12 protein-coding genes are annotated in these 12,500 nt (G+C 62.2%); 10 read left to right on the top strand and 2 right to left on the bottom strand.

All coding sequences use genetic code 11. The features are described from left to right. Window positions 1–50: 50 nt before the first annotated feature. Entirely contained in the window at window positions 51–767 is a 717-nt protein-coding gene (gene pncA, locus AB8A50_RS21450) for a bifunctional nicotinamidase/pyrazinamidase (protein WP_093757826.1), read from the bottom strand. Window positions 768–1,024: 257 nt separating this feature from the next. On the opposite strand from pncA, the gene AB8A50_RS21455 reads away from it, so the two are divergent. Both AB8A50_RS21455 and AB8A50_RS21460 read left to right on the top strand, forming a co-directional pair. Further along, window positions 1,025–2,443: a hypothetical protein gene (locus AB8A50_RS21455; protein WP_439078847.1), complete on the top strand. Its 1,419-nt coding sequence runs from the start codon at window positions 1,025–1,027 to the stop codon at window positions 2,441–2,443. Further along, window positions 2,443–3,972 (top strand): hypothetical protein, encoded by a 1,530-nt coding sequence (locus AB8A50_RS21460; RefSeq protein ID WP_439078848.1) that lies wholly within the window; start codon window positions 2,443–2,445, stop codon window positions 3,970–3,972. Before AB8A50_RS21455 ends, AB8A50_RS21460 begins: the two co-directional genes overlap by 1 nt. 25 nt (window positions 3,973–3,997) lie before the next feature. Here AB8A50_RS21460 and AB8A50_RS21465 read toward each other — a convergent pair whose 3' ends face one another. Then, window positions 3,998–4,942: a hypothetical protein gene (locus AB8A50_RS21465; protein ID WP_439078849.1), complete on the bottom strand. Its 945-nt coding sequence runs from the start codon at window positions 4,940–4,942 to the stop codon at window positions 3,998–4,000. A gap of 380 nt (window positions 4,943–5,322) precedes the next feature. On the opposite strand from AB8A50_RS21465, the gene dnaK reads away from it, so the two are divergent. The 8 genes from dnaK (at window position 5,323) to AB8A50_RS21505 (ending at window position 12,497) form a co-directional block, all read left to right on the top strand. After that, entirely contained in the window at window positions 5,323–7,221 is a 1,899-nt protein-coding gene (gene dnaK / locus AB8A50_RS21470; RefSeq protein WP_068730261.1) for a molecular chaperone DnaK, read from the top strand. Window positions 7,222–7,404: 183 nt separating this feature from the next. Continuing rightward, complete coding sequence (dnaJ, locus tag AB8A50_RS21475) at window positions 7,405–8,547, top strand: molecular chaperone DnaJ (protein WP_092140889.1); 1,143 nt, start codon at window positions 7,405–7,407, stop codon at window positions 8,545–8,547. Window positions 8,548–8,639: 92 nt separating this feature from the next. Next, window positions 8,640–9,242: a class I SAM-dependent methyltransferase gene (locus tag AB8A50_RS21480; RefSeq protein ID WP_093757830.1), complete on the top strand. Its 603-nt coding sequence runs from the start codon at window positions 8,640–8,642 to the stop codon at window positions 9,240–9,242. Window positions 9,243–9,287: 45 nt separating this feature from the next. Beyond that, window positions 9,288–9,866 carry an NADPH-dependent FMN reductase gene (locus AB8A50_RS21485; protein ID WP_093757831.1) on the top strand — a complete coding sequence of 193 codons (579 nt, stop codon included), beginning with the start codon at window positions 9,288–9,290 and terminating at the stop codon, window positions 9,864–9,866. A gap of 6 nt (window positions 9,867–9,872) precedes the next feature. After that, window positions 9,873–10,589, top strand: a complete 717-nt coding sequence (gene pyrF / locus AB8A50_RS21490; RefSeq protein ID WP_175369369.1) for an orotidine-5'-phosphate decarboxylase — start codon at window positions 9,873–9,875, stop codon at window positions 10,587–10,589. 23 nt (window positions 10,590–10,612) lie between these two features. Beyond that, on the top strand, window positions 10,613–10,915 hold the full coding sequence (locus AB8A50_RS21495) for a DUF1330 domain-containing protein (protein WP_120287700.1): 303 nt from the start codon (window positions 10,613–10,615) through the stop codon (window positions 10,913–10,915). Window positions 10,916–11,035: 120 nt separating this feature from the next. Further along, complete coding sequence (dapB, locus tag AB8A50_RS21500) at window positions 11,036–11,851, top strand: 4-hydroxy-tetrahydrodipicolinate reductase (RefSeq protein ID WP_089263057.1); 816 nt, start codon at window positions 11,036–11,038, stop codon at window positions 11,849–11,851. 22 nt (window positions 11,852–11,873) lie between these two features. Beyond that, window positions 11,874–12,497 (top strand): 2,3-bisphosphoglycerate-dependent phosphoglycerate mutase, encoded by a 624-nt coding sequence (locus tag AB8A50_RS21505; RefSeq protein ID WP_439078850.1) that lies wholly within the window; start codon window positions 11,874–11,876, stop codon window positions 12,495–12,497. Window positions 12,498–12,500 lie beyond the last annotated feature (3 nt).

The following is a 12,500-nucleotide window of genomic DNA, read 5'->3' on the forward strand; positions in this document are numbered from 1 at the left end:
GCGTAGTAAGAGCTGGATCGCCCGGTCAAGCCGGGCGATGACAGCGAGAGTTAAGCCGCCAGATCGCCTGACTGAATCCGTTTCACGCCGGCTTTGTTCATGTCGGCCCAGGCCTTGGCCAGCGAGCCCTGCGTGTCGATGCCGCGGCAGGCATCTTCGACTACATAGACATCGAAACCTGCTTTTCGCGCATCGAGCGCGGACCACGCGACACAGAAGTCGGTGGCGAGGCCGGCGATGAACACGCGCTGCAATTTGCGGGCTTTCAGATAGGCGGCGAGACCGGTGGTGGTCTTCCCGTCGGCCTCGGTGAAGGCCGAATAGCTGTCGACGTCCTTGTTGAAGCCCTTGCGCAGGATCAGCTCGGTATGCGGGATGGCGAGATCCTTCGAGAGCGCAGCCCCTTCAGTGCCCTGCACGCAGTGATCCGGCCACAGCACCTGCTTGCCGTATTTCACCTCAAGGGTCTCAAACGGCTTCTTGCCGCTGTGGCTGGATGCGAAGGAGATATGGCCCGGCGTGTGCCAGTCCTGTGTCATCACCACATCGGCGAATTTCTTCGCGATGCCGTTGATGACCGGGACGACCTTGTCGCCGTCCTTTACCGCAAGGCTGCCACCGGGCAGGAAGCAATTCTGCACGTCGATCACCAGCAGGACGGATGTGCGATCGAGGCTGACCTTGCCTGCCGCTTCGAGCGCCTTAGGCGCCATGCCGGCCGCTGTTAGCGCACCAAGTCCCACAAGAAGCTGACGTCTATCGAACATCGCAACATCTCCTGTCAGAATTTCTGCAGCAAATCAGGTCCAGGCGCTTCCGTAAAGGCGGCTCGATATGGATGGTGCGGCGGTGTCTCGCAGACCCGCGCAATGGCTTTTTAACGCGGCTCTCCTAGCGTAGCGATGGTATTGGCCGAAAGAATAAGTGCATGATGATCGATGCCGGTTTGCAACTCGGCGGCGCGACCACGCCTCGGACGCGGCTTGCGGCCATCTGGCTGATCGCCGGCGCTCTCGTCTGCGCGGTGGCCGTCGGGCTGCGCGCGGTGCTGCCGTTTAATGTCGATGTCAGCTGGTTGTTGATCGTCTGCGAACGCGTGCTCGATGGTCAGCGTCTTTATCTCGATATTCTTGAGATTAACCCCCCGATGGCCGGGGCGGTCAATATTATCGCCGTGGTACTGGGACGGCTTCTGGGATTGCGCGCCGAGCTCATGACGCTCGTGCTGGTATTCGGCCTCATCGCAGGGTCGATGGTAGTGACATGGCGGCTGCTGCGCAACTCGCGCATCCCCGGGCGCGCCGCCGCTGCTCCGCTGGCGGTTTGTGCGATCGCGGTGCTCGGCATCCTGCCAATGTACGACTTCGGCCAGCGCGAACATCTCGCCTTGCTGTTTTTGTTGCCCGCGCTGGCGGTCCTGATCCGCCGCGCCGATGGCGAGATAATCCCGCCTGGCGTGGTCGTCATCGCCGGCATCAGTGCTGCTATCACTATGTGCTTCAAACCGTATTTCGCGTTCGGCGTCGGTACAGCCGTTATCGCGGCGGCGACCAATGCACGGCAGTGGAGGATTGTTTTCGCGCCGGAGAACTGGATCGCCAGCGCACTGGTGGTGGCCTATGCACTGTGGGTCTACGTGGCCTTCCCCGCCTATTTCACCGTGATCTATCCTGTTGCCAGCGACGTGTATCGGCTGCTGACGTCGTCGTGGCTGGCGCTCGCGCTGGGCGGTGCGACGACGTTATGGCTGGTCGCCGTATTCGCCACACTGCTGTTACAGAGTCGGCGTTCAGCAGACCCGGCTCTTGTCGTGCTCCTGGCTAGCTCGCTTGGCTTTGCGATGTCCTATTTCGTTCAAAGCAGGGGTTATAACTATCACGCCTATCCGATGGTGGCGCTGGCGCTGATGGCGTTTGGTTATGCCGTCGCAACGATCGATCGCGCACGACAGCATGGGCCACGCTTGCAGGTCGGTTCGTCGGTCGCCGCTGTGGCGCTCCTCGTGAGTGCCTGCTTCTGGTTCAAGGCCAGCGTCGATGTGCGTGCACTTCAAGATGCTGTGGTAAAGCTTGGACTGCAGCGTCCGAAGATCATCATGTTGGGTGGGGCGGCGACGATTGCACATCCGCTCGTGCGCAATGTTGGCGGTGTCTGGGTGTCACGTCAGGAGGCGCTGTCGATCCGGGAGATCGTCCGCCGCGCTCGTCTGGAGCGGACGATCGACGCTGCAACATCAGCACGTTTCGATGAGTATCTGGCGGCTGAGCGAAATGGGTTGGTCGATGATATTCGCAAGCTGCCGCCGGATGTGGTGCTGATTGACGATCGCGAAGCCGACTGGAGCGCTTGGGCGCAAGCTGATCCGGAGCTGGCGCAGCTCCTGAAGTCCTATGCCCTGGTGCAGACCATCGACGGCATCGACATCCTGAAGAGGATGCCGTGATGCGCGCCACCACGCCGGGCGAAACCGCAAATACTGTTCTGCCCGGGCGGACGCTGCAGCGAAGCCGTATCCTTCCGTGGCTCGCCGTCGTCGCACTGCTGATCGTGGCGATTGTGCTGCGTCACATTCTCGCGGCCAATACGGATGTAAGCTGGCTTCTGACTGTCGGCGAGCGCGTACTCGACGGTCAGCGCCTCTATATCGATATCATCGAGACCAATCCGCCGATGGCCGTCCTGGCCTATCTGCCGGGGATCGCCATCGCCCGCGCACTCGGGCTGGCTGCGGAGCACGTGACCGATGCGCTGGTCTTCATCGGCGTCGCCGTGTCGCTGCTGCTCTGCGCCCGCATTCTGTCGCGCGCGTCGGTTCTCGGTGTCGCGCAAGGCTGGCCGCTGGCGCTGCTGGCAGTTGCACTGCTGGCCGTGCTGCCGACGCAGACGTTCGGTCAGCGCGAACATATTGCGCTGATCGCCATGCTGCCGATGCTGGCTGTATTGGCGGGCCGCATAAAGCACAGCGCACCATTATGGCCCGCGGCCATCGCAGCCGGCATCGGCGCGGCGATTGCGCTGTCGTTCAAGCCCTATTTCGCGATCGCCCTGCTCGGCGCGCTGGTCGCGGAGGCTGTCTCCACGCGGTTATCGTGGCGCGTCCTGCTGCGGCCGGAATATCTGGCGCTCGCCGTCGCGCTGGCGCTCTACGCCGCCGTCGTCATTGTGCTGTTTCCGGAATTCCTAACGGTAATCGGGCCGATGGTCCGCGATGTCTATCTTCAGGTGCAGCAGCCGGTCATGATGCTGCTGGAAAAGCCGGCAGTCGCACTGTGGGCCACCGCGCTGCTCGCGGCTGTGGTGCTCAAACGGCGCGTCGGCGTCGATGGTCCGTTCGTTTTGCTACTGGTGACCTCGGCCGGCTTTGCCGCTGGTTTTGTTTTGCAGGGCAAAGGCTGGCCTTACCATTCATACCCAATGATCGCGCTCGCACTGCTTGCTTTTGGCTATGCGCGTATGACCTATCTGTCGGTCACTAGGACGGATCGTCTGTTCGGCGTCGGCGCGGTCGTCCTGCTGGCGCTCCTGTTCATGCGTTCCATGTTATGGTTCGACGTCGCCTTTGATGCGCGCCCACTGCAGGAGAAAATCGCGCAACTGGGACCGCGTCCTGTCATTCTTGCTATCTCCGCCGAGCCGGGTATTGGGCATCCTCTTGTGCGCGCGGTCGGCGGCACATGGGTTTCGCGACAGCAAGGCCTGTGGGTCGCCGCCTATCACGCGGTCCTGCGCAGCAGGGGCGGAGTCAGTCCTGCACAAGATCGACTGCTCGAGGCCTATGCCGCGCGTGAGCGCACGATGCTGATCGAGGATATCAAGAAAAGACCACCGACCCTGGTGCTGGTGGATGATCTCACCGGCAGCGGCTCGGAATGGCTAAAAGCGCATCCCGACGTCGCTGATCTGTTAAAGGATTTTCACGTCGTGGCCGCCATCAACAAGGTGACGTTTCTTACGCGAAGCCGTGAGCCCTGAAGCCGATGTTGTGTTACGCGCTGCGTTAGCGCGGCTCGATACCGTCGCGCACGGCGCGGAAGCGCGGAAACGCCTTGGCCCAATCGTCACGTGGGGCGCTTGCGATAATGCGCATGGTGACCTTGCCGCCGCCGAAGCGCAGCCACTGCACAACGCTGACCGGCGTGTTGTTCTTGCCGCTGACGGCGTCGATACGGGTCTCCCAGCCTGCCGTGCCGTCGATCCGTTGCGGCTCCGACATGGTGATGCGGCCTTCGCGCAGGCCGGGAATCGTGCCTGCTGCCTGCTGAGCAAAGCGGCCGCGATCTTCGGCCTTTTCCGGCGCCGAGGCCAGGCTGCCGATCACCATGAAAGGGCTCGTTTCTATGCTGTTCTCGTCAGTCGAGTCGGCAAGCAACAAAGCGGCGCCGGGCGCCAGCGTACGGACAGTTTTGAAGTCGCTCATTTCGGCGACCTTGAACGGCATCAGGCCGAGCTGCTCGGCCAGCGGGACTTCCTTGCGGACCACGGCGGATGAGAGCATCTGGCGCACCGCGTCGTCGGTATAGATTTTCTGGGCGTTTTCCGGGACTTGCACGGCGACATAGCCGGAGAAGGTCCCGCCGCCGACGATCATCGAATAGCGCCTGACATTGCCGGTGGCGTCCTTGGCGTTCTCGATCGTGTAGAAGGCCTTTCCGGCCGTGGTCTCGATGCTCTCGGGCTTCGCGGCCATACCCGCCGGATTGGCCCTGAACGCGGTCTCAACCTCGTTGAAGGCGGCGGCTGGCAGCTCGGTCACGAGCACCTTGACGCCCTGATCGGAGGTCTCGAAGCCGACAAAGGTCTTTGCCGGGGCGAGGCCAACCAGCGGGGCCAGACCCACACGGACACCCGGCGGGAAGACGGGATCAGCCGCCAAAGCGGGGCGGTGGGCGACCGAAATGGCCGTCAGCATGGTCAAAGCGAACAGGGGCGCAGCATGTTTCATGAAAAATCTACTGGGTTTGTATTGAGGCTGTTCGATGGTGCGGGGCTCCGGCCTTGGCCGTCACGCGACCGGCCGGAAAGGGCGTTCACGGTTGCCCTGTTCCGCCAACAGATCAAGCCATAAATCCGTTCCCGGCGCCGTCCGCGCCCATCCGTCGCGTATTGGCGAAACAACCGCCAAGGGTCTGTTTCACCAAATATTAATTTCGCGCACCGGTCGTGTTTTCATGGGTCTGGAGTGTGCCAGATGCCTTGCGGCCACCACCCCCCCTCCTATATGAGGCCTACCGTCGCAATATCGCGAATAGTTGATGTTTGGGGGTTGGGAGCGGGGTGCCGTCAGGGCCCAGCCAACCTGCCGCAGAAAAAGGATATGAGAGCATGGGAAAGGTCATCGGTATCGACCTCGGTACGACGAATTCCTGCGTCGCCGTCATGGATGGCAAAACGCCGAAGGTCATCGAGAACGCAGAAGGCATGCGGACCACGCCGTCCATCGTGGCTTTTACCGATGATGGCGAGCGCCTCGTCGGCCAGCCGGCCAAGCGCCAGGCAGTTACCAATCCCGAGCGCACCATTTTCGCGGTGAAGCGCCTGATCGGCCGCCGCTATGACGATCCGACCGTCGAGAAGGACAAGAAACTTGTCCCCTACAAGATTGCCAAGGGTGGCAATGGCGACGCCTGGGTCGAAGTCGACGGTAAAACCTATTCGCCCTCGCAGATCTCCGCCTTCACGCTGCAGAAGATGAAGGAGACCGCGGAGGCTCATCTCGGCCAGAAGGTCGAGCAGGCCGTCATCACCGTGCCCGCCTACTTCAACGATGCCCAGCGTCAGGCCACCAAGGATGCCGGCAAGATCGCCGGCCTCGAAGTGCTGCGCATCATCAACGAGCCGACGGCGGCTGCGCTCGCTTACGGCCTCGACAAGTCGAAGTCCGGCACCATCGCGGTGTACGACCTCGGCGGCGGCACCTTCGACGTTTCGATCCTTGAGATCGGCGACGGCGTGTTCGAGGTGAAGTCCACCAACGGCGATACGTTTCTCGGCGGTGAAGACTTCGACATGCGTCTGGTCGGCTACCTCGCCGACGAGTTCAAGAAAGAGCAGGGCATCGACCTGCGCAACGACAAGCTGGCCCTGCAGCGTCTGAAGGAAGCTGCAGAAAAGGCGAAGATCGAGCTGTCGTCGACGACCCAGACCGAAATCAACCTGCCGTTCATCACGGCGGATGCCTCAGGTCCGAAGCATCTGACGCTGAAGCTGACCCGCGCCAAGTTCGAAGCGCTGGTCGACGATCTCGTGCAGAAGACCATCGAGCCTTGCCGCAAGGCGCTCAAGGATGCCGGCCTCACCGCCGGTGAAATCGGCGAAGTGGTTCTGGTCGGCGGCATGATCCGCATGCCGAAGATCCAGGAAGTCGTGAAGCAGTTCTTCGGCAAGGAGCCCCACAAGGGCGTCAACCCGGACGAAGTCGTGGCCATCGGCGCCGCCATTCAGGCCGGCGTGCTGCAGGGCGACGTCAAGGACGTGCTGCTGCTCGACGTGACCCCGCTGTCGCTGGGCATCGAGACGCTGGGTGGCGTGTTCACCCGGATCATCGAGCGCAACACGACGATCCCGACCAAGAAGAGCCAGGTGTTCTCGACGGCCGAAGACAACCAGAACGCCGTTACCATCCGGGTCTTCCAGGGTGAGCGCGAAATGGCGGCCGACAACAAGCCGCTCGGCCAGTTCGACCTGATGGGCATTCCGCCGGCTCCGCGCGGCATGCCGCAGGTCGAGGTGACCTTCGACATCGACGCCAATGGCATCGTCAACGTGTCGGCGAAGGACAAGGCGACCAACAAGGAACAGCAGATCCGGATCCAGGCATCCGGCGGTCTGTCCGAGTCCGACATCCAGAAGATGGTCAAGGACGCCGAAGCGAACGCTGCCGAGGACAAAAAGCGTCGTGAGGCTGTCGATGCCAAGAACCACGGCGATGCCCTTGTGCATTCGACCGAGAAGGCTCTCGGCGAGCATGGCGACAAGGTTGGTGAGACCGAGCGCCGCGCCATCGAGGATGCCATGAGCGATCTGAAGGAAGCTCTGAAGGGTGATGATGCCGAGGCGATCAAGGCCAAGACCAACACGCTGGCGCAAGCTTCGATGAAGCTCGGCGAAGCGATGTACACCCAGCAGGCCGAGGCTGACGCCAAGCGCGATGCCGAGAAGGATGACGTGGTCGACGCCGAATTCACGGAAGTCGACGACGACAAGCCGAAGAAGTCGGCCTGATAGGCGAGCGGAACAATGACCCTCATCCTGAGTAGCGCGGTGCGCGTCTCGAAGGATGAGGGTTGTTTTTTGTCAGGCGGGCCTTGTTAGGCAAGTTTTGTTAGTGCGGGAGTAGCATCTTCATCGATGCGTTCTTCTGGGATGCTCCTCGGGATGAGGACCAATTTCGGGCGGATCTGACTGATGTCCACCAAGCAATGTTATTACGAGACGTTGGAAGTCGAGCGCGGCGCGAATGATGCGACCCTGAAGACGTCGTTTCGCAAGCTTGCGATGAAATGGCATCCCGACAAGAATCCAGGCGATGCCGCCGCTGAAGTGAAGTTCAAGGAAATTGCCGAGGCCTACGACGTCCTCAAGGACGGCGACAAGCGCGCGGCCTATGACCGTTATGGCCATGCGGCCTTCGAACAGGGCAATGGTGGCGGCGGTGGTCCGGGTTTCGGATCCGGCTTCGCTTCCTCCTTCTCCGACATTTTCGAAGACCTGTTCGGCATGGCCGGACAGCGCGGCGGTGGCCGCAGCGGCGGCCGCGAGCGCGGGGCAGATCTTCGCTACAACATGGAAATCACGCTGGAGGAGGCTTACTCCGGCAAGACCGCACAGATCGAGATTCCGGTCGCGGTGACCTGCGAAGCCTGCTCCGGCACCGGCGCCAAGGCGGGAACCAAGCCGAAGGCCTGTTCGACCTGCGGCGGTGCCGGCCGCGTCCGTCAGGCCCAGGGCTTCTTCACGCTGGAAAGAACCTGCCCGAGCTGTCAGGGCCGCGGTCAGATGATCGAGGATCCGTGCCCGAGCTGCTCCGGCGCCGGCCGCGTCGAGCGCGAGCGCACGCTCTCGGTCAACATTCCGGCGGGCGTCGAGGATGGCACCCGCATTCGTCTTGCCAATGAAGGCGAAGCCGGCGCGCGCGGTGGCCCGTCGGGCGATCTTTATATTTTCCTGTCGCTGGCCTCGCACGACTTCTTCCAGCGCGATGGCGCGGACCTGCATTGCCGCGTGCCGATATCGATGGTGACCGCCGCGCTGGGCGGCGAATTCGAAGTGCCGACCATCGAAGGCGGGCGCAACAAGGTCAAGGTTCCCTCGGGCACCCAGTCCGGGCGGCGCTTCCGCGTTTCATCGAAAGGCATGCCGGTGCTGCGCTCGCGCCAGACCGGCGACATGTATGTCCAGGTCGTCGTGGAAACGCCGCAGAACCTGACGAAAAAGCAGCAGGAGCTGCTGGCCGAATTCGAGAAACTATCTTCGGGTGCAACGCAACCTGAAGCCGCGGGTTTCTTCACTAAGGTCAAGGACTTCTTCGGAACGCGGACAGGCTCCTGACGTTGGAAGCTTGACCGTTTCTATTGTTGCCTATACCTCTTTATGACGAAATTCTGACGTTCCGCACGTTCCGCGGTCTGCCTGGAAGCGACATGCCTCTGCACTCGTCCGCGCGTACGTTGAAGAAGCCGCTCCGTCTCGACGACGAGGTTCGCTTCCTCCGTTCATGGATCGATAAGCCGCTGCATATGGGTGCCGTGATGCCGTCGGGCAAAGCTCTTGCCCGCACGATGGCGCAATATGTCGACAATGACGCGACCGGTCCCGTCATCGAACTTGGACCCGGCACCGGCGCGATCACCTCTGCGCTCGTCGCGCATGGGGTGGACCAGAAGCGTCTGGTGCTCGTCGAATTCAATCCCACCTTTTGCGCACTGCTGCGCGAGCGTTACCCGCAGGCGACGATCGTTCAGGGCGACGCCTACACATTGCGCGATACCCTGTGGGATGTGCTGAAAGAGCCCGCCTCCGCCGTCGTCTCCGGCCTGCCGCTGGTCACCAAGCCGATGCTGACGCGCCTCAAGCTGATCCGCGATGCCTTCGCGGCGATGTCGCCGAACGCGCCCTTCGTGCAGTTCACCTATTCGGTGGCGCCGCCGATCCCCAAATCGCTGCCCGGCGTGTCCACAGAGGCCTCCGAGCGGATCTGGATGAACCTTCCGCCGGCGCGCGTCTGGGTGTATCGCAAACGCTAGTGCCGGCCGCGATCGCGCGGTGGCTTCGCCCCGACGATCGGAATCATGGCTGCGATCAAGATCCTCGTTATTCCAGGCTCGCTGCGCACAGGGTCGCTGAATGCGAAACTCGCAGCTGTCGCCATTGACGCGCTGGTTCGCGCCGATGTCGATGCCACCAGGATTTCGCTCGGCGACTTTCCGCTGCCGATCTATGACGGCGACCTCGAGAGCAATTCCGGCGTACCGAAACATGCGCTCGATCTGAAGCGTATGATATCGGCGCATCATGGTGTGCTGATCGTGACGCCTGAATACAACGCGTCGCTGCCGCCGCTGGTGAAGAATACGATCGACTGGATCTCGCGCGTGGAAGACACGCATGAGAGCAAGGGCCAGGTGTTTCGCGAGCGGCCGTTTGCGATTGCGGCGGCTTCGAATGGACGGCTTGGCGGTGCGCGCTGTTTGCAGGCCTTGCGGCTGGTGCTGTCGGCGTGTCGCGCGATGGTGATCCCGAACCAGCTCACGCTGGCGTTCGCCGGTGAGGCCTATGACGATATGGACCGGCTGAAACACGCCGCCGACAAGGATGCGATGACGGCGATGGTGCGCCAGCTTATCGATGTCGCGCAGCAGATGAAGTGAGACGAGATGACGTTGCAGACCATTGATCCCCGCGACCGCCTGATCGTCGCGCTCGATTTGCCGGATGTTGACGCTGCCGAAGCGATGATCGCGCGGCTCGGCGACAGCGTGACTTTCTACAAGATCGGCTATCAGCTCGGCTATGCTGGTGGTCTGCCGCTGGTGCGCAAGCTCGCCGATACCGGAAAGAAGGTGTTCGCCGATCTGAAGATGCACGACATCGGCAACACCGTCGCGCGCGGTGTGGAAAGCGTGGCGAAGCTCGGCGCGACCTTCCTCACCGTGCATGGCTATCCGCAGACCATGCAGGCGGCGGCCAATGCCAGCAAGGGCTCCGGCCTGAAGATCCTCGCGGTGACAGTACTGACCTCCTATGACAATGAGGATCTGAAGGCCGCGGGCTATCAACTCGGTGTCAGCGATCTCGTCGCCGCGCGCGCGCAGCAGGCGCAGGCGCTCGGTATCGATGGCCTCGTCTGCTCGCCGGAAGAGGCGGCGAACCTGCGCAAGCATATCAAGCCTGAGATGTGTCTGGTCACGCCCGGTGTGCGCCCTGCGGGCAGTGACGTGGGCGATCAGAAGCGGATCATGACCCCGGCACGCGCGATTGCCGAAGGTTCGGACTATCTGGTGGTCGGCCGTCCGGTAATGGAAGCTGCTGATCCGAAGGCTGCGGCCGAGGCGATCGTCGCCGAAATTACGCAGGCACTGGCGAACACGTAAGAACGGGACAGGGAGAGAGACAGATGGCCAAGGCTTACTGGATTGCACGCGTCGACGTGCACAATATGGACGGCTACAAGCAATACGTGGCCGAGAACGGCCCGGTCTTCAATAAATTCGGGGCCAAATTCCTGGTGCGCGGTGGTCAGTTCGAGGCCAAGGAAGGCACGTCGCGCTCGCGCAATGTTGTGCTCGAATTCAAGGACTACACGACCGCGCTAGCCTGTTACAATTCGCCGGAATACCAGCGGTTGGTCGCGATGCGCAGCCCGCACGGCGAGAGCGATCTCGTGATCATCGAGGGGTATGACGGTCCGCAGCCTTGAGCGGCAGGGCCTTAAGCATGTGTTTGATCTGATTGGTATCTAAGGACTTTAGGTACCGTGGGCGTGTTGCCGCCGTGGCAACGCGCCGCTATACCGCCTTGAGATACTGAGGATCGTTCAATGTCCGATATGAGACTGATCGTTGCTGGCGCCGGCGGCCGAATGGGCCGCGCGCTGATCCGCACCATCTCCGAAACCCCCGGCGCTGTTGTTTCCGGTGCGCTCGAGGCGCCCGGCTCGGAGCTGCTCGGACAGGATGCCGGCGTGCTCGCCGGCCTTCCCGAGAACGGCGTCAAACTCTCGGCCGACCTCTGGACGCTGTCGAAGGATGCCGATGGTATCCTTGATTTCACGGTGCCTGCGGCGACCATCGCCAATGTTGCGATCGCAGCCCAGCGCGGCCTCGTTCACGTGATCGGCACCACCGGCCTATCGTCGTCGGACAACGCGGTGATCAAGAGCGTGACCGGTCAGGCCATCGTCGTGCAGTCGGGCAATATGAGCCTCGGCGTCAATCTGCTCGCCGCGCTGGTGAAGCGCGTTGCGCAGTCGCTCGATGACGGCTTCGACATCGAAGTGCTGGAGATGCATCACAAGGCCAAGATCGACGCGCCCTCGGGCACGGCTTTCATGCTGGGTCAGGCTGCTGCCGAGGGTCGCAAGATTCCGCTCGAGCAACATTCGGCGCGTGGCCGCGACGGGCTCACCGGCGCGCGCAAAACCGGCGATATCGGCTTTGCCTCGTTGCGCGGCGGTACTGTCGCTGGCGATCATACGGTGATCTTCGCCGGTCCCCATGAACGCATCGAGCTGTCGCACAAGGCCGAGGATCGCATGATCTTCGCCCATGGTGCGCTGAAGGCGGCGATGTGGGCGCATGGAAAAAAGCCAGGTTTGTACTCGATGGCTGACGTGCTCGGCCTTGGTGAAATGTAAGAAGAACGAAACGGAATTCTCGATGAACGAACGTCTTCTCGTCCTCGTCCGTCATGGACAGAGCGAATGGAATCTGAAGAACCTTTTCACCGGCTGGAAAGATCCTGATCTCACCGGGAAGGGCGTCGCAGAGGCCAAGGAAGCCGGCCGCAAGCTGAAGGCGCAGGGTCTGACCTTCGATGTCGCGTTCACCTCGGCGCTGACCCGCGCGCAGCACACGCTCAATCTCGCACTGGAAGAGATGGGCCAGACCGGCCTGCCGATCACGAAACATCTGGCGCTGAACGAGCGCGATTACGGTGATCTCTCCGGCCTCAATAAGGACGACGCCCGCGCCAAATGGGGCGAGGAGCAGGTCCATGTCTGGCGTCGTTCCTATGACGTGCCGCCGCCCGGTGGCGAGAGCCTGAAGGATACGCTGGCGCGCACGCTGCCGTATTTCGTGCAGGAAATCCTGCCCTGCGTGCTGCGCGGCGAACGCACGCTGGTAGCGGCCCACGGCAATTCGCTGCGTGCCCTGATCATGGTGCTGGAGAAGCTCACGCCGGAAGGCATTCTCGCCCGCGAACTCGCAACCGGCGTGCCGGTGATCTATCGGCTCAATGCCGATGCGACGGTGGCGTCGAAACTCGATCTGGCGGGTTGATCG

The organism is Tardiphaga sp. 841_E9_N1_2, assembly GCF_051811065.1.
GTDB lineage: Bacteria > Pseudomonadota > Alphaproteobacteria > Rhizobiales > Xanthobacteraceae > Tardiphaga > Tardiphaga robiniae.